Raw genomic sequence first — 24503 nt, forward strand, 5'->3', positions numbered from 1 at the left:
CGCTTATCAACTGAAACGCGTGACATCGCCTGCAATGCCGTCCCACGCGCCGGGCGCAAGATCGCGGCCGAGCACACGGTCGGGGTTCGTGGGGGGCGGCATGACAACGCCGCTCAGCTTTTTGAAACCGAAGCGGCCATAGTACGGTGCATCGCCCACCAGCATCACGCGATCCCAGCCAGAGGTATGCGCCCGATCCAGGGATGTCCCGATCAGCTCGCCGCCCAAGCCCTCGCCCTGCCGCGTCGGGTGCACGGCCACGGGGCCAAGCAGCAAGGCCGCGTGCGCACCGATGCGCACGGGCCAGTAGCGGATCGCGCCTGCCAGAATACCATCAGGGTCGCGCGCCACATGGCTCAACCCCGCCACGGGCGGCACATCATCGCGCAAACGGTAGGATGACAGCGCCTCGCGCCCCGGTGCAAAGCACAGGTCATACAGGGCCTCGACCTCCCACCGATCCTCGGGCGTCTCTGTGCGCAGATGGTACATGGGGCGGTGCGGGGCGGCGTATCATTCGTGAGGGCTGGCCCCCGCCCTAGCATGGGGCTATCCCTTGCGCAAACGCACCACACTTCGGAGCCGCCATGTTCTACCGCCCCGCCGACGGCCACGGCCTGCCGCACAACCCGTTCAATGCCATCGTCACACCGCGGCCCATCGCCTGGGTTGCCACGCGCGGCAGCGATGGAGCGGACAACCTGGCGCCCTACTCCTTCTTCAACGCCACCGCCTACGTCCCGCCGCAGGTCATGTTTGCCTCGACCAGTGCCAAGCCCGACCGCGATGGGACCAAGGACACCGTCGCCAACATCCGCGACACCGGCGTTTTCTGCGTCAACATCGTAGAGCACGCGATGAAGGACGTGATGAACCAGACATCGGGCGACTGGAGCGCGGATACGGATGAGTTTTCCCTCGCCTCGGTCGAGAAGGCGGAATGTTCCGAAATCAACTGTCCCCGCGTCGCTGTGGCGCCCGCATCGCTCGAGTGCCGCATGACCCAGATCCACAAGATCGAGGGCGAGACGAACTATGTCGTCTTTGGGGAGGTCGTGGGCATCCACCTGCGTGACGATTGCATGGTCAACGGCATCTTTGACGTGCTGGCCTTCAACCCGCTCACGCGCATGGGCTACCGCGACTATTCGGTCATCCGCGAGAAATTCAGCCTCAAACGCCCCGGCGAATGACCTTTCCCGACGCAGGCCGCGCCTATCCGGTGACCTTGCCCGACGGGTCAGACCACCAGGGCACCGTTTTTCTGAACCGGGTGATCGATCATCCGGGATGGGAAGTGGGCGACTATACCTACGCGTCCGACTTCTCTCCGGTCGCGGATTGGGCAGCGCATCTGGCCCCGTACCTTTTTGGATACGGCCCTGAAAAGCTGCGGATCGGGCGGTATTGCCAGATCGCACACGGCGTTCGGTTCATCACCTCCGCGGCCAACCACGCGATGGATGCGATGACGACATTTCCCTTTCCAATCTTCGATCCGGCGCAGATATCCAGCTATCAACCCGACCGCCGCGACACCGTGATCGGCAATGACGTGTGGCTGGGCTATGGCGCCATGGTCTGCCCCGGTGCGCATATCGGCAACGGTGTGATCGTCGGTGCAGGCGCAGTCGTGCGGGGCGTTGTTCCGGATTATGCGATTGTCACGGGCAATCCGGCGCAGGTGGTTCGGATGCGGTTTTCCGCCCCCGAGATCGAAACGCTCGCCAATCTGGCGTGGTGGGACTGGCCCGCGGACAGGGTGGCCGCGGCGGTCCCTACGCTGCTGGCGGGTGATGTTTCAGCGCTCACACAGTGCTGACACACGGACCGGCATAGAGACATACCCCGCACCATCCCGACGTGATCCAAAAAGGCAGAACGTTCTGCACCGTTTCGGCGCCATCGGCGCATCACCGTCACGTCGCGGTACACCTGTCGGCGATTTGGCGCGCAATCGGCGCGTGGATACGACACCCCATTCAAGCTGGCAGAGGCCACATGCTAGGATTGCGCGACACAAAAACGGCGCAGGAGATTGGCCATGAACAAAGTATTTGCACTGACCGCAGTCGCGGCATTTTTGGGCCTCGCGGCCTGCGGCGACACCACCGCACAGCGCGCAGTGGTCGGCGGAGCCATCGGTTGTGCCGCTGGCGAAGTGCTGGCCAATGGCCGCTGCGTGGAAGGCGCCGTTGTGGGTGCCGGTGTCGGTGTGATCACCGAGTAATTCTTGCCGCCACACGCGGCTTTGAACATGGAAGGGTGCGCAGTCAGTCTACGCGCCCTTTGACCAACAGCCCATACTCACCCGCATGACGTGCAATTCGCAACCGAACTGCGCTAACGCTTGCTTGTTGCTTGATTTCTTTCTTAGCAGTCTCGAATACTCCCGGCAGTACATACAGGGGAGTATGATCCATGCCGGGCCCAACAATTCGTTTCTCGAACGGTATTTCACCGAATATCTTGATTTTCGACACGATCTTTGACGAGCTTTTCAACACCGTCACGTTGACCAGCGAAGGCGCTACAGAAGCCGTTTTCGAAACCAGCACCGGTGCTACCATCACGCTGCAAGGTTCTGGCTTTGCCTATGTCGGATCCATTGAAGAACGGCAGCTGGTCGGTGGCACACTGAACGCGCTCATTTTCGAGGTCTCTCCGGGTGTGACGGTTGAAATGACAGGCATCGCCTTTGATGTCCCCAGCTTTGCAGCGATCTATCAACAGGACGCCTCCGGTGCCGATCCTGCGGCGCTCGAAAACTTCCTGATGCCGATGGACTGGACCATTCTGGGCAATGATGGCGCCACGGAATTTCGCAACACCGCCGTGTCGTCAGATGGCGTACCGCTGACCTTCAGCGGGGACAATACCGTCGAACTCGACGGCGGATTCGACATCTTTGATGCGGGTGCGGGCAACGATACGGTCAGCGGCGGATTGAAAGGCGATTTGATCTGGGGACGCGCGGGTAACGACGTGCTGAACGGAGATGAAGGCAACGACACCTTGCTAGGCGGGGCTGACAGTGACCTGCTGAACGGCGGCAGTGGCAGCGACAGCCTGAACGGCGGCAACCAGCAGGACACGCTGATCGGTGGCAATGGCAACGACACCCTCGTAGGCGGCAACCAGCGCGACGAATTGCGCGGCAGCAAGGGCGATGACAGCCTGAACGGCGGTGCCGCCAAGGATGTGCTGATCGGCGGCTCGGGTGATGACACGATGACCGGCGGCAGCTCGGCGGATCGGTTTGTGTTCGTCAAAACCGCGGCTGGGCAGGAAGACGTGATCACTGATTTTGATGCCAGCCAGGACCGCATCCGCATCTACGGCGAAAACAATCCGGGCACTGCCACTTTCCAGGATCTAGGTGATGACCTTCTGGTGACCTACGGCACCAACAGCATCCTGATCGAGAACACGGAAGAAGCCGATTTGACCAGCACCAATTTTCTGTTTCTCTGACGCGGGATCAGATCAAAATGCGAAAGGCCGGGCGCAACGCCTGGCCTTTTCAGGTCCGGATCCCGGCGACGTTAATGCCCGCCAAGGATCCCTGTGCGCACGCCATAATCAGTGGCGATCTCGTAATCGGGGTCATCATCACTGTCGACGATCAGGTGGCCCGCCTTGGTCAACAGCTTGTGGCAATCATGGGTGAGGTGGCGCAATTGCACGCGTTTGCCAGCCTCCTCATATTTGCCCGCCACGGCCTCGATCGCCCGCAGCGCCGACTGGTCCACGACGCGGCTGTCGGCAAAGTCGATGATCACTTCGCGCGGATCGGTGTCGGTCTTGAACATCTCGATGAAACCGGTGGCCGAGCCAAAGAACAGCGGCCCCTGCACCTGATAAACGCGTGCGCCTTCAGGCGTTTCATAGGTCTTGGCATGAATGCGGCGCGCGTTGTTCCAGGCGTAAGCCAGCGCCGACACGATCACGCCTACGACCACCGCCACGGCAAGGTCTTCCATCACGGTCACGACCGTCACCAGAACGATGACAAAGGCGTCCGTCAGCGGCACTTTCCGCAGGATCTTGAGGCTGTTCCAGGCGAAGGTGCCGATCACAACCATGAACATCACGCCCACAAGTGCCGCCAGCGGAATCAGCTCGATGACAGATGATCCGACGAGGATGAAGGCCAGCAGGAACAACGCCGCCGCCACACCCGCAATCCGTGTGCGACCGCCCGATTTCACGTTGATCATCGATTGCCCGATCATCGCGCAACCGCCCATCCCGCCGAAAAAGCCTGTGGCCGTGTTGGCGACACCTTGGGCAATGCACTCCTGCGACGCCCCGCCCCGCTGGCCTGTCAGGTCGCCGACCAGGTTGAGGGTCAGCAGGCTCTCGATCAGGCCGATGGCGGCCAGGATCACGGCGTAGGGCAGGATGATCTCAAGCGTTTCCCAGGTCAAAGGCACCATGGGGATGTGGAAAGGAGGCAGACCGCCCTCAATGCTGGCCAAGTCGCCCACGCGCGGCACATCGAGGCCGAAGGCAATCACGATGGCTGCCACAATACCGATACCCGCCAGTGGCGCCGGGATCGCGCGGGTCACCCGGGGCGCAAGCCAGATGATCGCCATCGTCAGCGCCACAAGGCCCAGCATCATGTAAAGCGGCATGCCAGACAGCCACTCACCGCCCGCCATCCCATGGCCCGACGCCTCTGCGCTGCCCGGCACCTTGAATTGCGTGAGCTGCGCCAGAAAGATCACAATGGCCAGACCGTTCACGAAGCCCAGCATCACCGGGTGCGGCACGAGACGGATAAACTTGCCCCACTGCATCACGCCCGCAAAGATCTGAAGCAGCCCCATCAAAACGACGGTCGCAAACAGGTACTCGACCCCGTGCTGCGCCACCAGTGCCACCATGACCACGGCCAAGGCCCCCGTCGCACCCGAAATCATGCCCGGCCGGCCACCGAAAAGCGCGGTGATCAGGCCCACCATGAACGCCGCATAGAGCCCCACCAGCGGGTGCACGCCCGCGACAAAGGCAAAGGCAACAGCCTCGGGCACCAGCGCCAGTGCGACCGTCAGGCCGGACAGCAGATCCGTCTTGATCTGGCCGGGGGTCAGCTTGGTATCACCCGGCGCGATGGAAAAGTCGCCAAAGCGGGTCTTGGTGTTGAGGTTGTCGAGAAAGGCCATGCGTATTCCGTCTGCTCTTGGGGGCGCGATCGGTGGCCTCTAAACCATGCGGGGGTTAAAAACCATTGCACCAAGCGCGGGGCTGTTATGTGCGCTGCACATAGCAGGTTTGCGGCCGATGGCACGGTATTTCTGGGTATGCAAAGGACCGCAGGCCAGCCGTGACACGTACAGGGATGTTTTACGATGAATTTTCGGCATTTGGGCGACGATGCTTAGGTCGCGATTAACTGAAGGACGGCTACACCTCAGCGTGGACGACGAAAAAGGCAGCGCGCTATGAAAAGCACCGCATTCAGCACCAGCAAACGCTCTGCGGACGAGGTTATTAAACGCGCGCTATCCAGCGTCCGCGAGCATCTGGGCATGGAAATCGCCTATCTGTCCGAGATTGAGGGGAATGATTCTGTCTTTCGCGCCGTTGATGCGCCAGGGCTGGAAGATCTGGTCAAACCGGGGGACCGGCGGTCGCTCGATGACGTCTATTGCCGCCATATCGTCGAGGGACGCTTGCCGTCACTTATCGCCAACACCGCCGACATCCCGATGACAGCGTCGATGCCGATCACGACGCAAGTGCCCATCGGAAGCCACGTCAGCGTGCCGATCCGACGCGAAGATGGCAGCGTCTACGGCATGTTCTGCTGCCTGTCGCCGACGCCCAATCCATCGCTGAACAAACGTGATCTCGCGATCATGGAGATGTTTGCCGACCTCTGCGCCGACCAGGTCAATGGCGCCATCACAGAGGCCAAGGCATACGACGCCCAGAGCGCTACGATCCGCAAGATCCTGGACACGCGCGACTTTCGCGTCGTTTATCAACCGATTTACCATCTTGACAGCAACCGGCCTTCGGGGTTTGAGGCGCTGTGCCGCTTCCAGTCCGAGCCCTACCGCACCCCGGACATATGGTTTGCCGAAGCCGAGGCTGTCGGTCTGGGCATCGACCTTGAACTGGCGGTCATCGACGCAGCGCTGGACGGTTTTGCGCAGCTACCGGAGGACGTGTACCTGTCGGTCAACGCCTCCCCGGCCACGGCCACATCTGGCCGCCTGTCCGAAGTGTTTGACGGGCGCCCACTGGGCCGGATCGTTCTGGAAATCACCGAACACAGCGCGATCGAAGACCCCGCCGCCCTGATGGCCGAGCTTGAAGCCTGGCGCAGCCGCGGGCTGATCTTGGCCATTGACGACGCGGGTGCGGGCTATTCCGGCCTGCAACAGATCGTGCAGCTGTCACCCGACATCCTGAAACTCGACATGTCGCTGACATCGGGCATCGACACAGATGCCGCCAAACGCTCACTCGCCGCCGCAATGGTGCATTTCGCCACGGAACAGCGCTCCGTCATCGTCGCCGAAGGGATCGAGACAGAGGCGGAACTGACCACCTTGCGCAAGATCGGTGTGCACCGCGGCCAGGGTTGGTTTCTGGGAAAACCCGCATCGCTTGAAGACGTCTGCGCCGCTCTGCTTCAAGGGCCATCGGCCAAACAGGCCTGAGGCGTCTGAGATCCACATCAGGATGGTTTCGACCGTTGTCACCACCTTGAGCGCGATATGGTGAGACAGCGTTGGATCGCCTTGATACACGTTTGTATCGGCATCAAAGAGTGCATGTGCGCCGAGGCAAAATATGAGCCACCGATCCATGCGATGGCATCACTTCGTTCGCCCTACTTCTCCCACTCCATAATCATAAGGTAAGGCATGCGTGCATAGGCCTGCACCCGCTCCGTAGGCCCACCAGTCGGTTCCGGTTCGTCGAAATGGCGCAGGGTCAGGCCTTGTGACAAAAACGCCTGCATGTAGGTTGCCAGCGGTCGATGCCAGTTCTGGATCCGCAACCCGTCCCATTCAAACCACATGCGTTCTTCGACCAAATAGCGCCCCAACGGCTTCAGCTTCTCTCCTGTGTCGCGGCAATACCGCGGGCCGATGGCCGCACTGGACGTCGAAAAACTGGTCAAGTTCGCCACCAGGACGCGACCACCCGGCGCCAAAACCCGCGCCATTTCCGCCGCCGCGTCTTCCAGGCCATCAATGTCGATTAACGTCAGGTACGACACGACAAGGTCAAACGCTGCATCGTCAAATGGCAGCGCTTCGGCAAAGCCGATGTGATACGCGCCGCCCGGATGCCGCAACCGCGCGCTGTCGATCATCGCCTCAACCGGGTCCACGCCAGTCGTGGCAATCCCCAGATCGCCCAGCATCCGACAAAACCGTCCCTCGCCACAGCCAACGTCCAAGGCGGTCTTGGGCTGCAACGCCGCAACCCGCGCCAGCATCGGCGCATCAAGCACATGGGCGCGCGAAAAGTCTCCGACATCGGCCATCCGGTCGATCCACGCAGGGGCCGACGATTGCCAACCGTTTTCGTCAGGGTCTCGCATCGCGCCTGTCTCCTGTTTCGGGCAACCCGGTCATGGGCATATGCCATGTGTCTCCCGACTGACGCCCGATGGCAACACGGGTTGGAAAACCAACTCAACTGCTGACGATCAAATCAGCATCCGTTGCGCCAAGTCCCATCTCTGCGCGCGGTGGGCGTGCATGGGGGGTGTACGCGTGGTGCACGGCTGGTGTACGGGTGGTGACGGCCTGTTTTGGCTGCAAAATTTTTTTTCCTCCGGCTTCAGAGGCGCCCATGACCCGTACCAAAATCGCCGTGATCGGCGGCTCCGGCATCTACGACATTGACGGGTTGGAGGGTGCGGAATGGACAACTGTCGACACCCCTTGGGGTGCACCGTCAGACGAGATCCTGACGGGTACGCTGGACGGTGTCGACATGGCCTTCCTGCCCCGTCACGGGCGCGGGCACGTGCATTCCCCGACCACCGTTCCCTACCGCGCGAATATCGACGCGCTTAAACGGCTGGGCGTGACGGATGTGATCTCCGTCTCAGCCTGCGGGAGTTTCCGCGAAGAGATGGCGCCGGGCGATTTTGTCATTGTAGATCAATTCATTGACCGTACCTTTGCCCGCGAGAAGTCGTTCTTTGGCACGGGCTGCGTGGCACATGTGTCGGTCGCGCATCCGACCTGCCCGCGCCTCAGCGATGCGTGTGAGACGGCGGCGAGGGATGCCGGGATCAACGTCCACCGTGGCGGTACCTATCTGGCCATGGAAGGTCCGCAGTTTTCCACCCTGGCCGAGTCCAAGATGTACCGTGAAAGCTGGGGCGCGGACGTGATCGGCATGACCAACATGCCCGAAGCCAAACTCGCCCGCGAGGCCGAGCTGTGCTATGCCTCCGTCGCCATGATCACCGACTACGACAGCTGGCACCCCGACCACGGCGAAGTGGACGTAACCCAGATTATTCAGACACTTATGGGCAATGCCGACAAGGGCCGCGCCCTCGTGAAACGTCTGCCCGCCCTGCTGGGGGCTGACCGTGCGCTCTGCCCGCATGGCTGCGACCGCGCGCTGGAATTCGCCATCCTGACCGCCCCCGATGCCCGCGATCCAGCGGTCGTCGCCACGCTCGACGCCGTGGCAGGCCGCGTTCTCTAATCCCCTGATCGGAGCCCCTTATGTCCCTCGACCTCTGGCTGACCTTTGTTGTCGCCTCAACCGCCCTGTTGGTGATCCCCGGCCCAACCCTCATGATGGTGCTCAGCTACGCGATGACCCAAGGTCGCCGCGTCGCCGTCGCCTCCGCCCTCGGGGTGGCAACCGGTGATCTGATCGCCATGACGCTGTCCGTCATCGGGCTGGGCGCGCTGTTTCTGGCCTCAGCTCTGGCCTTCACGATCCTCAAATGGGTGGGCGCGGTGTACCTTGTTTACCTGGGCATCCGTATGATCCTGAGCGCCCGCACACCGCAGCAGACCACCCTGATGGACAAACCGTCAGGCCAGAAGGCAGGCAAGGTGTTTCGCGACCTTGCGACCGTGACGGCGCTGAACCCCAAGTCCAACACTTTCTTCGTGGCGTTCGTACCTCAGTTCATTGATCCGACAGCATCTTTCGCCACACAGGCTGTGATCTTGATTGCCACTTTCGTGGGCATCGCGGGCATCAACGCCCTGCTCTTTGCCCTGGCCGCCAACGCCATGCGGACCCGCATCACGCGCCCCACAGTCCAGATGTGGCTGACACGCGCCGGTGGGGCGACGCTGGTGGGTATGGGCGTTCTCACAGCCACCCTTCGGAGAGCCACATGAAGACCGTTTCCGATTACATCCGCACCATCGTCGACTTCCCCCATGAGGGGATCATGTTCCGCGATGTGACGACGCTATTTGCCGATCCACGCGGGTTCCGCATGGCCGTCGATCAGATGCTGCATCCCTATGCCGGGCTTGAGATTGACAAGGTTGTGGGCCTTGAGGCCCGCGGTTTCATCCTTGGTGGGGCCATTGCGCACCAGCTTTCGGTCGGCTTCGTGCCGATCCGCAAGAAGGGCAAGCTGCCCGGCGCCACGATCAGCGAGGCCTACACCCTAGAATATGGCGAAGCGATTGTCGAAGTGCATGACGATGCGATTAAGGCGGGCGAAAAGATCCTGCTGGTCGATGATCTGCTCGCCACGGGCGGCACCGCAGAGGCCGGGATCAAGCTGGTCGAGCGGCTGGGCGGAGAGATCATGTCCTGCGCTTTTGTGATCGACCTGCCGGACCTCGGTGGACGCGCGCGGCTCGAGGCGATGGGTATGGACGTGCATGCGCTCTGCGCATTTGACGGCGACTAGGCTATCAAAGACGGCACAGCGCGGTCAAAATTGGCGGGATACTGAGAGGCGTACTGCGACCTGCGGCGGGACCAGCTAAACTGACGAAAAGACCCGTAAAGCTGGACGCAGACCATGCCCGATGTTGAAGCACCTCGCAAAATCGCACTCGTCACAGGCGGCGGGTCCGGCATCGGCAAGGCCACGGCCCGACGTTTTGCAGCCGCAGGTGCGCATGTGATCATCACCGGGCGACGCTCCTCCGCTCTGGACGCTGCAATGGCCGAAATCGCGGCGGACGGGTTCAGTGCTCAGGCCATCGTCAACGACGTCACTGATCTGGATGCTGTGGCTGACCTGCATCGACAGATCGTGGCAGAGCATGGTCGCCTTGATTTCGCATTCAATAATGCGGGCTACCGCGAAACACGTGCGCATCTTTGTGATCAAGCATTCGATACCTACGCGCGCGTATTTGACACCAATGTGCTTGGGATGCTCGCCTGTCTGCATCATCAGATCGCGGCGATGCGGGCGCAGGGCGGTGGAGCTATCGTGGTCAATGCGTCTGTCAGCGGGTTGCGCAATCCAAATCCGGGCTTCGGGCTGTATTCGGCATCGAAGGCGGCCGTGATTTCGATGGCGAAGACAGCCGCAATGGAAGAGGCGCAGCACGGCGTGCGGATCAATATCGTGGCTCCGGGCCGTGTGGTGACGGACATGATCATGGAGCCGGGTCTTGATCTGGACGCCGTCGCCGCGACCTTGCCGCTGCGCCGCACGGGCACGCCCGAAGAGGTCGCAGAAGCGGTGCACTGGCTCGCCTCGGACGCGGCGGACTATGTGGTTGGGCATGTGCTCTGCGTCGATGGTGGTTTCATGGCGTCTTGACCGCGCATGGCATAGGCCTGCCGCATCGCAGAGATTGAGGGCCCTATCCGGTGTCGCTGCGGTTGAGGATCTGGGGCAGGTGTGGACGCACCGCGTTCACAACCTCTGCAGCCCAGGCGTCATAGATCGGCGCACCGGGGTGAAAGCCGTCGCGCGCCATGTCTGATGGCCTGAGCGGTTGGTCAAATGGCAGATGCACCGCGCCCTCATGCCCGGCACATAGCGCAGCCAGCTGCGCGTCGAACCGTGCCGCACGTCCGCCAAGAACGCCGCGCAATGGCGTCGGTAGCAACGGAAACAGGCCCAGCGGCGGGACACCGGATGCGACGATAACGCGTGCGCCGTGCCGGATCGTAAGCGACCGCAGGATGGCAGCATAGTTCTTGCGCCATCTCGAGATGTGGACACCGTTCTTTGCGTCATTGACGCCCACCGCGAGCACAGCAATGTCAGCGCGGGCGGGTGGCAACAGCTCAAGCGCTTGCAAGACCTGGCGCGTGGTCCAGCCGGACTTTGCAATGAGCGCCCAGGACACAGAAGCTGTCGGGGCGAGGTGATGTGCGAGCCGACCGGCCAGCGCTGCGTCCTGATCTGGAACGCCGACGCCCGCGGCCGAGGAATCGCCCACAATCAGAACCCTTATCGCATCACCCTGCCCCACCATACCGGTGCGCGGGCCAGCCGCCTCGGGAAGGCGCACGGCCCGCCATGCAACCCAAAGGGCTTGCGGCACAAGAACAGGCAAAAGCGCGACGGTGCGCAGAGCAGACAGCATGGACGGGACCGCCTTACATGTCCGCCGCGCGCAATACAGCGCCGGGGTTCATGATGCCATGCGGGTCGAGTGCTGCTTTGATCGCGCGCATGGCGTCCAACTTGGTCGGGTCGGCGTAGCGCTCCATATCCTCGACCTTCAAGCGACCGACGCCGTGTTCAGCACTGACGGAGCCGCCCATTTCGTGCACGAGGTCGTGCACAACGCGTTTGATCTGCGGTCTGTCCGCCTCGTGATCGGCGCGGGATTTGCCGGGCGCGGGAAAGACGTTGTAGTGCAGGTTGCCGTCGCCCACGTGGCCAAAACAATTGATCCTGAACGCGCCAAGCCGGGCGATGCGCCGGTCCCCTTCTGCGATAAAGTCGGCAAGGGCGCCGAGCGGAACCGAGATGTCGTGCGAACTGATGGACCCGATGCGTCGGTTCGCTTCGGGTATGTTTTCGCGGATCGACCAGAAGTCTGCCGCTTGCTGGGCGTTCTGCGCGACTATGCCGTCCTGTACCAATCCGGCCTCCATTGCCGCGCCGAACAGACCTTCGAGCGCACTGGCAGGATTCTGGTCACCGGTCAGACCCAGTTCCATCAACACGCACCAGTCTGGTGTCGCGCCCCACGGGTTGCGAATCTGCGGCATGGTTTCGTCCAGAAAGGCAAACCCCTGCGCCCCGATCAGCTCAAAAGCGGAGATGCCGTCGCCCACGTGATCGCGTGCAAGGGCCAGCAGCGACAAGGCGGCAGCGGGCGATGTCACATGCAGCAGCGCCGTGCCAGAGGCGTTTGGGCGCGGAAAGAGTTTGAGGGCAGCCGCAGTGATTACGCCAAGCGTTCCCTCTGCCCCGATCAAAAGGTGGCGCAGGTCGTAGCCGGTGTTGTCCTTGCGCAAACGGCTGAGCCCGTGAAAGACCTCGCCGTTGGGCAGCACGGCCTCAATCCCCAGGCACAGATCGCGGGCATTGCCGTAACGCAGAACGCCCGTGCCGCCCGCATTGGTGCTGAGGTTACCACCGATCCGCGCCGACCCTTCCGCCGCCAGCGACAGGGGAAACAACCGATCGACCTGTTCGGCGGCGGCCTGAACATCGGCGAGGATCACGCCCGCGTCGGCAATCAGCACATTTTCTTCAGGGTACACGGCGCGGACGGCTGTCATCTTTTCAAGCGACAGGATCAGGGGGATGGGTCCAGCCTCGGCCACCTGACCGCCGACAAGGCCCGTGCCACCGCCGTACGGGATGACCGGTACCCGCATGTGCGATGCCTGCCGGATCAATGTTGCGACCTCATCTGTGCTGCGCGGCAGCGCCAGAAGGCCTGCCTGCCCTGAATAACGTCCACGTGGTTCTTGCAGATGTCCGGCGTCCGCTGAGGCAAAACGGTCATCTGGCAAGGCGGATCGCAACGCTGCGACCCGGTCTTCTGTCAGCGAATTCAGCATGGTGATCCCTTGTGCGCCCTACCCCGCTACGTGCCAGAAAGCGCTGGCACCGACAACGTGGTTATTCCGCCGAGTCGCGCAGCCATTCCGGCCGCAGCACCATAATTGTCGGACGACTTGGCAAGCGGTCGACCGAAACATCGAGCGACGGGCCGCCGGTTTCGACCACCTGAAACTCGTCGGCCATGCCGGTCAGGAAGGCGTCGAGCGTAAACTCGCCAAACCAGTGCATAGGGATCACGATGGAGGATCGCAGCCGTGACACGATCCGCATCATCGTCGGCAAATCGACCGTCATACCGCCATCCACGGCCGCCATCACCACATCCAGTCTGCCGATGGCCGCGTACTGCTCGGCATTGGGTTCGTGATGCAGGTGACCCAGATGCCCGATACACAGGCCTGCAACCTCGAAAATAAAGATGGAGTTGCCGTTTTCTTCGACACCAGACCATTGCGACCGGATATCGGTCGAGACATTGCGCACCAGCACCTCACCCAAATCAAGCCGGTGGCTTATGCCCGCTCCATGTTCCTCGCCCCAGCCGCGCAGGACATGGGGGATGGTCGGGTCGGGATTGGCCGTCCAATGCGTTTCATGCGCGTGGTTCATGGTCACAACGTCCGGGATCATCGGCGCCGAACCGGTGAAACCAGTGAAGTCTGTCACCACGTTCAGACCGCCCGCAGTGCGGATCAGGAACGAGGCATGGGCGATGAAATGGATGCGTACGGTCTCCGGCGCCACCTCTACGTTATGGCTGGCGCGGTGCACGAACTTTGCCCCGTCGATCTGTTCTGACAAGGCGATGCAGTGGCTGGGTGTGCGGGTGTCCTGCGCAAAGGCATAAAGCGGCAGTGCGACGAGGGCGATGGCAAGAAGCAATGTGCGCATAGACGTAGAGTAGCGCGGCCCAGGATTTTTACAAAAAATCCTGGAAAAAATCTGCGTGAGATTTTTACCCGGCGTCAGTTCGCCCGCGTCTGTCCATGCGAAGGGCGGCATAAAGGACGTGGGTGCGCCAGCGCCCGTCAATCTGCAGATAGCTTTGCGCCACGCCCTCATATTTGAAGCCGCAGGTTTCGAGCAGCCCGCGCGAGGCGACATTTTCCGGCAGGCAAGCGGCTTCGATCCGGCTGAGATCAAGCCGTGTGAACGCGTGGTGGACAACCGCCAGGATCGCCTCGCGCATATAGCCTTGCCGCGCGTGGGCTGCACCGGTCCAATAGCCCAGCGTCCCGGCCTGAGAGGGGCCGCGTCGGATGTTGTCGAGCGTAATCGCACCAAGCAGCGCCTCATCGCCGCGCCGAAACAGAAACAGAGGCATCGCAGTGCCGCTGGCTACAGACCGCTGCGCCCAATAGACCCGGTTGGTGAAGGCTTTGCGCGTCAGGTGATCGCCTGCCCAGCTTGGCTCCCACGGTGTGAGGTGGTCGATGCTGGCGGCACGCAGCGCCGCCCAGCTGCGAAAGTCGGAATGGGTTGGCGGGCGCAGCGTCATACGCTCCGTTTCGATCCGCAATTTCCGCTTGTTCAGAAGCATTAGGCGGCGCGCCGCTCCTGCAAGGCTTGGCGGGTCGGGGCCGCGTCGATGGGACCGTAAAGCGCAACGGCCATCGGGGCGTGCGTCGCCATATGCGCTGCAAAGGCCCGCACATCGTCGACGGTGACGCTGTCGATCAGGGCGACTGTTTCAGTGAGCGCAGGCACCCGGTCCCAGATCTGCACCAGCCGTGCGAGGCGCTCCGCGCGGTTCGACGGGCTTTCGAGCCCCATCAGCAAACCGGCCTTCATCTGGGCACGCGCCCGGTCCACTTCCGCCACTGTCATATCGTCGGCGGCGCGCTTCATCTCGTCCACGGTTATGGCGGCCAGATCGCCAATCTGATCAGCAGAAGTTCCCGCGTAAACGGTGGTCATGCCAGTATCCGCATAGGCCCCTGCTTGGGCAAAGATCGTATAGCACAGGCCGCGGTTCTCCCGCACTTCCTGAAACAGGCGGCTCGACATGCCACCGCCCAGCGCGCTGGCATAGATCTGTGCCGTATAGATCGCATCGTCGCGGTAGCCCGGCGATTCAAAGGCCATCGCGAAATGCGCCTGCTCCAACGCCTTGCTGCGACGCTCCTCACCGCCTGCGAAAGTCGCCAGATCGACCACACCTTTCGCACGCGGCACGAGGTGGCCAAACAACTCTTCTGCCAGCCGCACGATGGCATCGTGATCGACGGCGCCTGCCGCCGACAGGATCATCTGTTCCGGGCCGTAGTGTTGATCGACAAACCGTTTCAGATCCGACTGACCAAAGGATGATACCCGTTCGGACGGGCCCAAGATCGTGCGTCCAAGCGGTTGCTCGGGATAGGCTTGTTCCTGCAACCAGTCAAAGATCACATCGTCCGGTGTGTCCAGCGCCTGACCGATTTCCTGCAGGATCACGCCCCGCTCCACCTCGATCTCGTTCTGGTCAAAGATCGGGTTCAGCAGGATATCCGACAGCACATCCATCGCCAGCGGCACGTCATTTTCTAGAACGCGCGCATAAAAGGCGGTTACCTCACGGCTTGTGTAGGCATTGATGTAGCCGCCCACGTCTTCAATCGCCTCAGCGATCTGCAAGGCGCTGCGCCGTTCGGTTCCCTTGAACGCCATGTGTTCAAGAAAATGCGCGATCCCGTTCTGCTCAGACGCCTCGTGCCGTGCGCCCGCGCCCACCCAGACGCCAATCGAGGCCGAGGCCAGCCCCGGCATGTGTTCGGTGACGATGCGAAAGCCGTTGCTCAGGCGATGCGTTTGCGTGGTCAATTCAGTCTCACTGCCGTTTGGTCACTGCGCGCGGTGCGTCAGGATATGCGCCTTGAGCGCGTCAAGATCGTTCGGCACCCGCGTCAGCCGTTCCGCGCGTTCATACAGGTCTGCCATCCTAGGTGGAAGGGGGGGCGTGATACCCGTTGCCGCCTCGACCGCCGCCGGGAACTTGGCAGGGTGCGCCGTAGCCAGCGTGATCATAGGCGTGCCTGCGACGCGTTCGATGTCGGCAACATGAACGCCAACGGCCGAATGCGGGCAGAGCAGTTCGCCGCTGGCTTTCAACGACACGCTGATCTGCGCGCTCGTTTCTTCTTCGGACACCCGACCCGAGGCATAATGCTCCTGCAGAACCTGCATCGCACCCTGGCTGACATCGAACCCGCCCTGCTTCAACTCGTCCATCAGCTGCGCAACCGCCGCGCCGTCCCGATCGTAGGCGTCAAAGAGCGCGCGCTCGAAATTCGAGCTGACCTGGATGTCCATCGACGGGCTGATCGACGGGATCGTTTCGCCCTTGTGATAGCCGTGCCCGCTCAGACACCGATGCAAGATGTCGTTCTGGTTCGTGGCCACAACCAGCTTGTCGATCTGCAGGCCCATCCGCTTGGCAATGTAGCCCGCAAAGATGTCGCCGAAGTTTCCGGTGGGCACAGTGAAACTGACCTTGCGACGTGGCGCACCAACAGAAACAGCTGCGGAGAAATAGTAAACCACCTGCGCCAGTACACGCGCCCAGTTGATCGAGTTCACGCCGGCAAGGGCAACGCCGTCGCGGAACTCGAAGTCGTTGAACATGTCTTTCAGACGGGCCTGGCAGTCGTCGAAATCCCCTTCGACCGCCAGCGCGTGTACATTGCTTTCCGTGGGCGTCGTCATCTGGCGGCGCTGCACTTCGCTGACGCGGCCATGGGGGTAGAGGATAAACACATCGACGTTGTCGAGGCCGCGGAACGCCTCGATCGCGGCCGAACCAGTGTCGCCGCTTGTGGCGCCGACAATGGTGACGCGTTGATTGCGGCGCTTGAGGGCGGTCTGGAACAGCTGACCAATGAGCTGCATGGCGAAGTCCTTGAAGGCCAGCGTTGGCCCATGGAACAGCTCAAGCAGGAAGTGTCCCTGGTCCAGTTGCACCAGCGGTGCGCGAGCGGCATGGCCAAAACCCGCATAGGCGCGGTCGATGCAGGCGCGGAACTCTTCGTCAGTAAACGTGTCACCGACAAAGGGGCGCATGACGGTATACGCGATCTCTTCGTAGGGCTGTCCCTCCATCCCTGCGATGGTCGCGTCGTCCAGGGTCGGGATCGTTTCGGGCACGTACAGGCCGCCATCCCGGGCCAGTCCCGTCAGCATCGTGTCTTCAAAGGTCAGCGCGGGGGCTTGGCCACGGGTCGAGATGTAGCGCATCTTGTCGTCTTTCTCAGCGCGGGCTGCGGTTGGTGCGCAGCACGAAATAGGCAGTCATGAACACCCAGATCGCCGCCAGCGAAAACCAGGTGATTGCGTATTGCAGGTGATCGTTCGGAATGCCAGCGGTGTCTACGGGCCAGGGCGTCACGCCAAGGTCATTTTCCGGCGTCTGCCGCAGCACGATCAGGACGGGTTGCGTGCCCAGCACATCGGCCATCGCAGGCACGTCGCGGGCAAACCACAAGTTGTTGTCCAGATCCGGTGCAGGTGTGAAACTGTCCGCCTCGTTCGGTGCGTCGAGATTGCCGACAAGTGTCACCTGCGCGTCAGGCGCACCCGGCACCGGCACCTCATCCGGCAGCCAGCCGGTGTCGATCAGGACAGGTCCAAAGCCGTCGGCCTCAAAAGGTCGTATGATCCGGTGCACGGCACCCGTTGTCTTGCGCGATGCGAGCATGCGGATGTGATCGGGGCCGAACGTACCTGTCGCCTCGACCGGCGCATAGCGTTGGAACTGCGGGTTCACGGCCTCGGTCAGTGACGTCGGAGTGGCGTCGATCTGCGCCTCGATCCGGCCCAAAAGGTCCTGTTTCCAGGCAAGGCGTTGCACCTGCCAGACGCCAAGGCTGATCAGGATGCCCGCCCCCATCAGGCCGAAGGTCAGGAGAAAAAGGTAGCGACGCATGCGCGCAAGTGCCCTCTGAACATGTGAAAAGCGCGCGGAAACCGCGCGCTTTGACCTTGGTGCGGTGACCGCGGTTTAGTGGTCGAGACCCGGCATCGTGCCGACGCCCCAGATGTAGACTGCAAAGAACAGGAACAGCCACACCACGTCAACAAAGTGCCAGTACCAGGCTGCTGCCTCAAAGCCGATGTGCTTTTCGGCAGAGAAGTGACCCTTCATCGCACGCAGCAGGCACACGAACAGGAAGATGGTGCCGATGATCACGTGCACACCGTGGAAACCAGTGGCCATGAAGAAGTTCGAGAAGAACTTGTCGCCGCCAAACTCCCAGCCTTGGTACAGCAGGTAGGAGTATTCATAGGCTTGGAAGAAGGTGAAGAGGATGCCCAGAACAACGGCAATGGCCAGACCGTTGACCACGTCCTTGCGCGCGCCGCCATGCACCAGAGCGTGGTGTGCCCAAGTCACTGCACAGCCGGACAGCAGCAAGATCAGCGTATTGATCAGAGGCAAGTGGAACGCATCAACATGGTAGATTTCCGGCTGGATGTACTCGGAGCCGACGTACTCGCTCATCGGGTACATCGCGTGCTTGAAGAACGACCAGAACCATGCCGCGAAGAACATCACTTCGGACATGATGAACAGAATGAACCCATAGCGCAGGCCGATGCGCACAACTGGCGTGTGATCGCCAATGCGACTTTCGGCTACCACGTCAGCCCACCAGCCGAACATGGTGTACAGTACGGCCACAAAGCCGATCAGGAACAGCCACGGGCCGCTCAGCTCAATCGACTGGAACAGGATCGTCATGCCACCTGACATCCAGGCAACGGCGCCAAACAGCATGATGAAGGCGGCCAGTGCCGACAAAAGGGGCCAGGTCGATGGCGCAAGAATGTGGTAGTCGTGATTTTTTGCGTGGGCCATAGTCCGTCCCTTAGTTCAGGTTTGTGTCGTCCGCCTGCTCAAGCGCGGCATAGCCTTCGGGCAGGTCGATTTGGTAAAAAGTGTAGCTCAGCGTGATCGTGTGCACGTATTTCGCATCGCGGTCGGTGACGATCTCAGGATCCACATAGAAGGTGACGGGCATCATCACCCGCTCGCCCGGCTGCAGCACCTGCTCTTCAAAGCAGAAGCAGTCAATCTTGGAAAAGAAACCGCCCGCTTCGTACGGTGCCACGTTGTAGCTGGCAGAGCCTGCGACAGGCTTGTCCGTTGGATTGTAGGCTTCGTAGAACGCCAGGCCTGTTTCCCCGATGCGCAATTCCATCTCGCGCACTTCCGGCGTGAACTGCCACGGCATATGGCGTTCCAGCGAGGCGTCGAAGCGGACCTTGATCGTCTGATCCAGGATGTCTTCGTTTGCGACCTCCGACACGCCGGGCGTGCCACCAAAGCCGGTCACACGGCAAAACCAGTCGTAGAACGGCACCGACGCCCAGGCCAATCCACCCATGACGACGACAAGCCCGACCGTTTGTGCCACTGTTTTCGTTGGACCTTCCAGACGCATCATTGCCCCTCCTCGATCTGGGGCAGTTCAAAATCACCACCCGTGATCTTCACAAAAGTGAGTGCCAGGATCAGCACGACAAATCCTGCCAGCATCAGACCCACACCTACATTGCGCCCCTTGCGGCGCTGGTGGATTTCGTGTTCCGCGCGAATGGTCATGCCCAGATCCCCCAGGATACAGGCAACATCGCCTCAACCAGGATCGCGACGAAATGCAGGAACAGGTACAGAAGCGACAGCTTGAAGAACGCCTTTTCAACGCGGTAGCCGTCAGCCTCCGCCGCCGCCTCATCGCGACGCCAGATGTCAAACGCGCCTTTCAGGAACAGGGCGTTCAACACGATTGCGACGGTCAGATAGACCGGCCCGCCAATCGCCGTAAACGCAGTGCCCACGGCCAGACCGACGAGCAGGACGGTATAGACTAGAATGTGCATCCGCGTGGCTTTGCGCCCATGTGTCACGGTCAGCATCGGGACGCCCGCATCCTCGTAGTCCGACTTCATAAACAACGCCAAGGCCCAGAAATGCGGCGGCGTCCACATAAAGATCAGGGCAAACATCAGCCATGCCTCAACCGACATCGAACCGGTTGCGACGACCCAGCCGATCACCGGCGGGAATGCGCCCGCAGCGCCACCGATCACGATGTTCTGCGGTGTCAGACGCTTCAGCCACATCGAGTAGACGACGGCGTAGAAAAAGATAGTGAATGCCAGAAGGCCAGCCGCCAGCAAGTTGGCACTGAGCGCCAGCATCATCACAGACATGCCGGATAGTGCGACGCCCAGAACTTTGGCTTCGTCCGGCGTGACCTTGCCCGCAGGGATGGGCCGTTTTGCGGTCCGTTTCATCACGGCGTCGATGTCGGCGTCCCACCACATATTCAACGCGCCAGAGGCACCTGCCCCAATCGCGACAAACAGAATGGATGCAAACGCAATGACCGGGTGCACCGAAACGGGTGCTGCCAGCAAACCAACAAGCGCCGTGAAAACCACCAGCGACATGACGCGCGGCTTCAGCAGCGCGAAGTAGTCACCCAACGACGCTTCGTTGTCGTAGCTTTGCGCCTGATAGCTGATATCGGTCATTGCGTTCCCGTTGATCTCAAGACAAAGGCGGCGGGAGCACCCCGCCGCGCAATCGCATTATCAGTTGGTCAGAACCTGGCGCACGTCGACATAGTCACCGCTCTCGCGGTTGGCGTCGAGCCATGCCTCGTAGGCGTCTTCGCTCACAACCTTCACTGCAATTGGCATGTACGCATGCGCGATACCGCACAATTCCGAACACTGACCGAAGTAAATGCCTTCCTTTTCAGGCTGGAACCATAGCTCGGCCAGACGACCAGGCACGGCGTCTTGCTTCACGCCAAAGGCGGGGATGGTCCATGAGTGGATCACATCTGCGCCCGTCACCTGCATCACGATCGTCTTGCCAACCGGCACGACGACGGCTGTGTCTGTCGCCAGCAGGAAATCCTGCTCGGAGTAACCGGCTTCAACGAGCTGCGCCCGCACTTCATCGTTGATGGCATAGTTATAGGGCAATTCGGAATCGAGCGGCGCAGTTGCCGGCGCACCAATCATGTAGCTGTCGAACGAGATATCCTCGTCCACGTACTCATATCCCCAGAACCACTGATAGCCTGTGACCTTGATGGTCACGTCCCCTTCCGGGATCTCCTGCTGGTGGAACAGCGTCGGCAGCGAGAACGCACCGATGAACACCAGGATGACAATCGGAACGACGGTCCACGCAATCTCGACCGGGGTGTTGTGCGTAAAGCTGGCTGGCTCAGGGTTGCGCTTGCGGTTATACCGCACGATGACCCACGCCAGCAGGCCGGTCACAAACAGCGTAATCAGGGTGATGATGACAAGGATCATACCATCGAGCCACTGCAGGCGGCGGGCAATCTCCGTTGCCGCCGGTTGGAAGCCCATGCCCCCATCGACGGGGCGGCCAATCACCTCAAGGCTGTCCTGCGCCCAGGCTGGGGCGGCAGCAAGGGCGCTCAGCACACCCGAAATCGAGAAAAGCTTTTTCATCTGGTCGTCCTGATCTTGATTGATCATCATGTGTGAGGAGAAAGGCCACAGCGCGCACTGCTTCCGCCTCCCGTTGTATTGTCGCGACTAACAATCATATTCTCGCTTCAAGATAAAGACGTAAGGGGCGCGTCAAACGGACGCTTGCCGTGGCGAAATGCCCCACTGCATACCGGAGTATACCAGATGAACGACGCCCCTTTTGCCCCATTGGATCACGACATTGATCGCGGCGTGGCCCTGCAGATTTTGCGCGACGCAACAGCGGGGGCGGACGATGGCGAATTGTTTCTGGAACGCCGCCGGTCCGAGGCGTTGGTCTATGATGACGGGCGGCTGAAGACGGCCAGCTATGACGCAGCACAGGGGTTTGGCCTGCGCGCCGTACGGGGTGAGGTTGCAGGGTATGCGCACTCCACCGAAATCTCTGAGACAGCGTTGCGCCGTGCCTCAGATACTGCGCGTCTGGCTGTGGGTGACGGCGGTGGCACGCTGGCAGATGCACCTCAACCCACCAACACGCAACTTTATACCGACAAGGATCCTATTGCCGGGGCAAGCTTTCCGGTCAAACTCGAAACGCTGAAAGAGATTGACGCCTATCTGCGCGACCTTGATTCGCGGGTGGTGCAGGTGTCTGCCTCTCTTGCAGCATCCATTCAGGAGGTTGAGATCCTGCGTCCCGAGGGCCATTCAGTGCGCGATGTACGCCCTATGACGCGGCTCAACATCTCTGTTATTGTGGAACAGAACGGCCGCCGCGAAAGCGGCAGCGCCGGAGGTGGCGGGCGCGTGGGCCTTGATGGTCTGATTGACCGTGACGACTGGCAGGCCAAGGCGAATGAAGCGCTGCGCGTGGCGGTGGTGAACCTGGATGCGGTCCCTGCCCCGGCTGGCGTGATGGACGTGGTGCTTGGCCCCGGTTGGCCCGGTATTTTGCTGCACGAGGCCATCGGTCATGGGCTTGAGGGGGATTTCAACCGCAAGGGCAGTTCCGCCTTTGCGGGCCTAATGGGCGAGCGGATCGCGGCTCCCGGCGTGACGGTGCTCGATGACGGCACCATACCGGACCGGCGGGGATCCATCACGGTGGATGACGAGGGCACGCCGTCGGCCAAGAATACCCTGATCGAGGACGGGATTCTTGTCGGCTATATGCAGGACCGTCAGAACGCGCGCCTGATGGGAGTGAAGGCCACAGGCAACGGACGGCGTCAAAGCTATGCCCACGCGCCGATGCCGCGGATGACCAACACATACATGCTCGGCGGCGACGCCGCACCAGACGACATCGTTGCTGATTTGAAAGATGGCATTTACGCGGTTGGGTTTGGCGGTGGTCAGGTCGACATCACCAACGGCAAATTCGTGTTCTCTTGTACCGAAGCCTATCAGGTCAAAAACGGTAAAGTGGGGGCACCGGTCAACGGTGCCACCCTGATTGGCGACGGCGCGACCGCGCTCAAGCAGATCCGCGCGATTGGCAATGACATGGCCCTGGATCCCGGCATGGGAAACTGCGGTAAGGCCGGTCAGTGGGTGCCGGTTGGCGTTGGTCAACCGACATTGATGATCGGTGGATTGACAGTTGGCGGGTCCGCGACCTGAGTCGGTTCCAGCGGCTCCTGTGTCACACAACACATTGATTTGGTTGCACCCTCCCTATTTTAGGGGAGTGCGCGATACGTTTTTCGTTCTGCATTTGTTCGCATCGAACTTTTTTTGGCGAATTTTTTCCTGCCAAATCAACCCTTAGGTGAGTAAGCAGCAATCCGGGCCCGTCTGTTCATGCGTTGTTAACCTTGTCGAATCTACAACATTATCAGCAACGGACGGAGCCTCGGATGACTGAAAAGGATACCCATCCTTCTTCCACTCACCCCCCACTCCCACCCACCTCGGAAGACGACCAGTTCACGCGTCTCCGTCTGTTGCGCTCCCGCCGGGTCGGCATTGCAACGTATAAACGACTGCTGATTGAACACGGCACCGCGCAAAACGCGCTGGCCGCGCTACCCGAGGTAGCGCGCGCCGCGGGCGTCGAAAATTACACGCCCTGCCCAGAGGGCGTTGTCCACGCGGAGCTGAATGCCGGTCGCGCGCTCGGCGCTCATCTGGTCGCGCAGGGCGACAGCATGTATCCTGCGGCTCTGAATGAGTTGTCCGATGCACCGCCATTTCTATGGGTGCTTGGCGACGCAGGCCTATTCCAACGTCCCATGATCGCGCTGGTCGGTGCACGCAACGCGTCGTCCCTCGGGACGCGCATGGCCCGCGCGCTGGCCCGTGACCTTGGCGCCGAAGGGTATGTCGTAGTCTCCGGACTGGCCCGCGGTGTCGACGCCGCCGCGCATCTGGCGTCTCTGGATACCGGCACCATCGCGGTACAGGCAGGCGGCGTGGACACCATCTATCCCGCCGAAAACGCCAAGCTCGCCGAGGACATCGCGGCACGCGGCGCACGGACCAGCGAACAACCCATCGGTCTGCAACCCATGGCGCGACACTTTCCGGCCCGCAACCGCATTATCTCAGGCCTCGCGACCGCCACTATCGTTGTCGAGGCCGCCGCAAAATCGGGCAGTCTGATCACCGCGCGGGACGCACTTGATCTGGGTCGAGACGTGCTGGCGGTGCCAGGTCATCCGATGGATGCGCGCGCATCTGGGTGCAATATGCTTATCCGGGACGGCGCGACGCTGGTCCGTGACGCCGCCGATGTTATCGAAGCGCTTGCGCCCATCGCACCCGCGCAGGCGCCGGAATTGCCGCTAGAAGTGCCTGCACAGCCGCCCAAGGACCGTCGAACACTTCAGGAAACAGCGGCGCTGCACCAGCAAATCCTATCCCGCCTTGGCCCCTCACCCTTGGCCGAGGACCAACTGATCCGCGACCTTGGCGCTCCGACCGCGACCGTCGCGCCCGCCCTTGTCGAGCTTGAACTTGATGGCAGTATCGACCGCGCGCCGGGGGGGCTCCTGACCCGCGCGAGTTGACGCCGCTCACAGTGCACTTGTTGACATTCGGCCCTTGCACCCCACATGTTGCGCCGCCATAGAGCAACAAA

Annotated in this window: 26 protein-coding genes; 11 read left to right on the plus strand and 15 right to left on the minus strand. The window is 61.5% G+C overall.

The window, feature by feature from the left end; translation table 11 throughout:
- Window positions 1–6 precede the first annotated feature (6 nt).
- Window positions 7–492: a GNAT family N-acetyltransferase gene (locus tag FD715_RS08955; RefSeq protein ID WP_147108383.1), complete on the minus strand. Its 486-nt coding sequence runs from the start codon at window positions 490–492 to the stop codon at window positions 7–9.
- Window positions 493–587: 95 nt separating this feature from the next.
- On the opposite strand from FD715_RS08955, the gene FD715_RS08960 reads away from it, so the two are divergent.
- The 4 genes from FD715_RS08960 to FD715_RS08975 all read left to right on the plus strand — a co-directional run bounded on the left by FD715_RS08960 (window position 588) and on the right by FD715_RS08975 (window position 3474).
- Entirely contained in the window at window positions 588–1193 is a 606-nt protein-coding gene (locus FD715_RS08960; protein WP_147108386.1) for a flavin reductase family protein, read from the plus strand.
- On the plus strand, window positions 1190–1822 hold the full coding sequence (locus FD715_RS08965) for a CatB-related O-acetyltransferase (RefSeq protein ID WP_147108389.1): 633 nt from the start codon (window positions 1190–1192) through the stop codon (window positions 1820–1822). Before FD715_RS08960 ends, FD715_RS08965 begins: the two co-directional genes overlap by 4 nt.
- Before the next feature lie 222 nt (window positions 1823–2044).
- Entirely contained in the window at window positions 2045–2230 is a 186-nt protein-coding gene (locus FD715_RS08970; protein WP_147108392.1) for a hypothetical protein, read from the plus strand.
- A gap of 191 nt (window positions 2231–2421) precedes the next feature.
- Entirely contained in the window at window positions 2422–3474 is a 1053-nt protein-coding gene (locus tag FD715_RS08975) for a calcium-binding protein (protein WP_147108395.1), read from the plus strand.
- A gap of 71 nt (window positions 3475–3545) precedes the next feature.
- Here the strand turns inward: FD715_RS08975 and FD715_RS08980 are convergent, their stop codons facing one another.
- Complete coding sequence (locus FD715_RS08980; RefSeq protein WP_147108397.1) at window positions 3546–5171, minus strand: SulP family inorganic anion transporter; 1626 nt, start codon at window positions 5169–5171, stop codon at window positions 3546–3548.
- 279 nt (window positions 5172–5450) lie between these two features.
- Between FD715_RS08980 and FD715_RS08985 the strand changes: the two genes are divergently transcribed.
- A complete protein-coding gene (locus FD715_RS08985; RefSeq protein ID WP_147108401.1) occupies window positions 5451–6677 on the plus strand; it encodes an EAL domain-containing protein in 1227 nt (408 codons plus the stop codon).
- A 173-nt stretch (window positions 6678–6850) separates the two neighbouring features.
- Here the strand turns inward: FD715_RS08985 and FD715_RS08990 are convergent, their stop codons facing one another.
- On the minus strand, window positions 6851–7570 hold the full coding sequence (locus FD715_RS08990; RefSeq protein ID WP_223274809.1) for a class I SAM-dependent methyltransferase: 720 nt from the start codon (window positions 7568–7570) through the stop codon (window positions 6851–6853).
- A gap of 254 nt (window positions 7571–7824) precedes the next feature.
- On the opposite strand from FD715_RS08990, the gene FD715_RS08995 reads away from it, so the two are divergent.
- The 4 genes from FD715_RS08995 (at window position 7825) to FD715_RS09010 (ending at window position 10747) form a co-directional block, all read left to right on the plus strand.
- Entirely contained in the window at window positions 7825–8697 is an 873-nt protein-coding gene (locus FD715_RS08995; RefSeq protein ID WP_147108403.1) for an S-methyl-5'-thioadenosine phosphorylase, read from the plus strand.
- A gap of 20 nt (window positions 8698–8717) precedes the next feature.
- Window positions 8718–9350 (plus strand): LysE family translocator, encoded by a 633-nt coding sequence (locus FD715_RS09000; RefSeq protein WP_147108406.1) that lies wholly within the window; start codon window positions 8718–8720, stop codon window positions 9348–9350.
- A complete protein-coding gene (locus FD715_RS09005) occupies window positions 9347–9877 on the plus strand; it encodes an adenine phosphoribosyltransferase (protein ID WP_147108408.1) in 531 nt (176 codons plus the stop codon). Before FD715_RS09000 ends, FD715_RS09005 begins: the two co-directional genes overlap by 4 nt.
- A 114-nt stretch (window positions 9878–9991) precedes the next feature.
- The gene (locus tag FD715_RS09010) at window positions 9992–10747 is read left to right on the plus strand and encodes an SDR family NAD(P)-dependent oxidoreductase (protein ID WP_147108411.1); all 756 of its coding nucleotides are present in this window, start codon (window positions 9992–9994) and stop codon (window positions 10745–10747) included.
- A gap of 43 nt (window positions 10748–10790) precedes the next feature.
- Here the strand turns inward: FD715_RS09010 and FD715_RS09015 are convergent, their stop codons facing one another.
- The 12 genes from FD715_RS09015 to coxB form a co-directional block, all read right to left on the minus strand.
- Window positions 10791–11522, minus strand: coding sequence for an SGNH/GDSL hydrolase family protein (locus tag FD715_RS09015; RefSeq protein ID WP_147108415.1), 732 nt, complete (start codon window positions 11520–11522; stop codon window positions 10791–10793).
- A 13-nt stretch (window positions 11523–11535) separates the two neighbouring features.
- The gene (locus FD715_RS09020; protein WP_147108418.1) at window positions 11536–12957 is read right to left on the minus strand and encodes an FAD-binding oxidoreductase; all 1422 of its coding nucleotides are present in this window, start codon (window positions 12955–12957) and stop codon (window positions 11536–11538) included.
- A gap of 61 nt (window positions 12958–13018) precedes the next feature.
- The gene (locus FD715_RS09025; RefSeq protein ID WP_147108421.1) at window positions 13019–13852 is read right to left on the minus strand and encodes an MBL fold metallo-hydrolase; all 834 of its coding nucleotides are present in this window, start codon (window positions 13850–13852) and stop codon (window positions 13019–13021) included.
- A 64-nt stretch (window positions 13853–13916) separates the two neighbouring features.
- Entirely contained in the window at window positions 13917–14501 is a 585-nt protein-coding gene (locus tag FD715_RS09030; RefSeq protein WP_147108424.1) for a GNAT family N-acetyltransferase, read from the minus strand.
- The gene (locus tag FD715_RS09035; protein ID WP_147108427.1) at window positions 14501–15763 is read right to left on the minus strand and encodes a pitrilysin family protein; all 1263 of its coding nucleotides are present in this window, start codon (window positions 15761–15763) and stop codon (window positions 14501–14503) included. The genes FD715_RS09030 and FD715_RS09035 overlap by 1 nt, the downstream gene beginning before the upstream one ends.
- A 21-nt stretch (window positions 15764–15784) precedes the next feature.
- On the minus strand, window positions 15785–17173 hold the full coding sequence (gene thrC, locus FD715_RS09040) for a threonine synthase (protein ID WP_147108431.1): 1389 nt from the start codon (window positions 17171–17173) through the stop codon (window positions 15785–15787).
- Between the two features lie 13 nt (window positions 17174–17186).
- Window positions 17187–17861, minus strand: a complete 675-nt coding sequence (locus FD715_RS09045) for an SURF1 family protein (protein WP_147108435.1) — start codon at window positions 17859–17861, stop codon at window positions 17187–17189.
- Window positions 17862–17936: 75 nt separating this feature from the next.
- The gene (locus FD715_RS09050; RefSeq protein WP_147108438.1) at window positions 17937–18794 is read right to left on the minus strand and encodes a cytochrome c oxidase subunit 3; all 858 of its coding nucleotides are present in this window, start codon (window positions 18792–18794) and stop codon (window positions 17937–17939) included.
- Between the two features lie 10 nt (window positions 18795–18804).
- Window positions 18805–19380, minus strand: a complete 576-nt coding sequence (locus FD715_RS09055; RefSeq protein ID WP_147109300.1) for a cytochrome c oxidase assembly protein — start codon at window positions 19378–19380, stop codon at window positions 18805–18807.
- Complete coding sequence (locus FD715_RS09060) at window positions 19380–19541, minus strand: cytochrome C oxidase assembly protein (RefSeq protein ID WP_147108441.1); 162 nt, start codon at window positions 19539–19541, stop codon at window positions 19380–19382. The genes FD715_RS09055 and FD715_RS09060 overlap by 1 nt, the downstream gene beginning before the upstream one ends.
- The gene (cyoE, locus tag FD715_RS09065; RefSeq protein ID WP_147108444.1) at window positions 19538–20476 is read right to left on the minus strand and encodes a heme o synthase; all 939 of its coding nucleotides are present in this window, start codon (window positions 20474–20476) and stop codon (window positions 19538–19540) included. Before cyoE ends, FD715_RS09060 begins: the two co-directional genes overlap by 4 nt.
- A gap of 60 nt (window positions 20477–20536) precedes the next feature.
- Window positions 20537–21436 (minus strand): cytochrome c oxidase subunit II, encoded by a 900-nt coding sequence (gene coxB, locus FD715_RS09070; RefSeq protein WP_147108446.1) that lies wholly within the window; start codon window positions 21434–21436, stop codon window positions 20537–20539.
- Between the two features lie 186 nt (window positions 21437–21622).
- Between coxB and tldD the strand changes: the two genes are divergently transcribed.
- Together tldD and dprA are read left to right on the plus strand one after the other, a co-directional pair.
- Entirely contained in the window at window positions 21623–23044 is a 1422-nt protein-coding gene (gene tldD, locus FD715_RS09075; protein ID WP_147108449.1) for a metalloprotease TldD, read from the plus strand.
- A 236-nt stretch (window positions 23045–23280) separates the two neighbouring features.
- A complete protein-coding gene (dprA, locus tag FD715_RS09080; RefSeq protein WP_147108453.1) occupies window positions 23281–24432 on the plus strand; it encodes a DNA-processing protein DprA in 1152 nt (383 codons plus the stop codon).
- The last annotated feature ends 71 nt before the right edge of the window (window positions 24433–24503 follow it).

The organism is Tateyamaria sp. syn59 (assembly GCF_007995245.1).
Taxonomy (GTDB): Bacteria; Pseudomonadota; Alphaproteobacteria; order Rhodobacterales; family Rhodobacteraceae; genus Tateyamaria.

Bases quoted from the DNA above. Each gene is read 5' to 3' on its own strand.
- FD715_RS08970 (WP_147108392.1), top strand. From the start codon at position 2,045: ATGAACAAAGTATTTGCACTGACCGCAGTCGCGGCATTTTTGGGCCTC.
- FD715_RS09020 (WP_147108418.1), bottom strand. From the start codon at position 12,957: ATGCTGAATTCGCTGACAGAAGACCGGGTCGCAGCGTTGCGATCCGCC.
- FD715_RS08990 (WP_223274809.1), bottom strand. From the start codon at position 7,570: ATGCGAGACCCTGACGAAAACGGTTGGCAATCGTCGGCCCCTGCGTGG.
- FD715_RS09045 (WP_147108435.1), bottom strand. From the start codon at position 17,861: ATGCGTCGCTACCTTTTTCTCCTGACCTTCGGCCTGATGGGGGCGGGC.
- FD715_RS09030 (WP_147108424.1), bottom strand. From the start codon at position 14,501: ATGCTTCTGAACAAGCGGAAATTGCGGATCGAAACGGAGCGTATGACG.
- FD715_RS08965 (WP_147108389.1), top strand. From the start codon at position 1,190: ATGACCTTTCCCGACGCAGGCCGCGCCTATCCGGTGACCTTGCCCGAC.
- FD715_RS09025 (WP_147108421.1), bottom strand. From the start codon at position 13,852: ATGCGCACATTGCTTCTTGCCATCGCCCTCGTCGCACTGCCGCTTTAT.
- FD715_RS09060 (WP_147108441.1), bottom strand. From the start codon at position 19,541: ATGACCATTCGCGCGGAACACGAAATCCACCAGCGCCGCAAGGGGCGC.
- tldD (WP_147108449.1), top strand. From the start codon at position 21,623: ATGAACGACGCCCCTTTTGCCCCATTGGATCACGACATTGATCGCGGC.
- FD715_RS08960 (WP_147108386.1), top strand. From the start codon at position 588: ATGTTCTACCGCCCCGCCGACGGCCACGGCCTGCCGCACAACCCGTTC.
- FD715_RS08975 (WP_147108395.1), top strand. From the start codon at position 2,422: ATGCCGGGCCCAACAATTCGTTTCTCGAACGGTATTTCACCGAATATC.
- coxB (WP_147108446.1), bottom strand. From the start codon at position 21,436: ATGAAAAAGCTTTTCTCGATTTCGGGTGTGCTGAGCGCCCTTGCTGCC.
- thrC (WP_147108431.1), bottom strand. From the start codon at position 17,173: ATGCGCTACATCTCGACCCGTGGCCAAGCCCCCGCGCTGACCTTTGAA.
- FD715_RS08985 (WP_147108401.1), top strand. From the start codon at position 5,451: ATGAAAAGCACCGCATTCAGCACCAGCAAACGCTCTGCGGACGAGGTT.
- FD715_RS09050 (WP_147108438.1), bottom strand. From the start codon at position 18,794: ATGGCCCACGCAAAAAATCACGACTACCACATTCTTGCGCCATCGACC.
- FD715_RS09000 (WP_147108406.1), top strand. From the start codon at position 8,718: ATGTCCCTCGACCTCTGGCTGACCTTTGTTGTCGCCTCAACCGCCCTG.
- FD715_RS09005 (WP_147108408.1), top strand. From the start codon at position 9,347: ATGAAGACCGTTTCCGATTACATCCGCACCATCGTCGACTTCCCCCAT.
- FD715_RS09055 (WP_147109300.1), bottom strand. From the start codon at position 19,380: ATGCGTCTGGAAGGTCCAACGAAAACAGTGGCACAAACGGTCGGGCTT.
- dprA (WP_147108453.1), top strand. From the start codon at position 23,281: ATGACTGAAAAGGATACCCATCCTTCTTCCACTCACCCCCCACTCCCA.
- FD715_RS09010 (WP_147108411.1), top strand. From the start codon at position 9,992: ATGCCCGATGTTGAAGCACCTCGCAAAATCGCACTCGTCACAGGCGGC.
- FD715_RS08955 (WP_147108383.1), bottom strand. From the start codon at position 492: ATGTACCATCTGCGCACAGAGACGCCCGAGGATCGGTGGGAGGTCGAG.
- FD715_RS09015 (WP_147108415.1), bottom strand. From the start codon at position 11,522: ATGCTGTCTGCTCTGCGCACCGTCGCGCTTTTGCCTGTTCTTGTGCCG.
- FD715_RS08995 (WP_147108403.1), top strand. From the start codon at position 7,825: ATGACCCGTACCAAAATCGCCGTGATCGGCGGCTCCGGCATCTACGAC.
- FD715_RS08980 (WP_147108397.1), bottom strand. From the start codon at position 5,171: ATGGCCTTTCTCGACAACCTCAACACCAAGACCCGCTTTGGCGACTTT.
- cyoE (WP_147108444.1), bottom strand. From the start codon at position 20,476: ATGACCGATATCAGCTATCAGGCGCAAAGCTACGACAACGAAGCGTCG.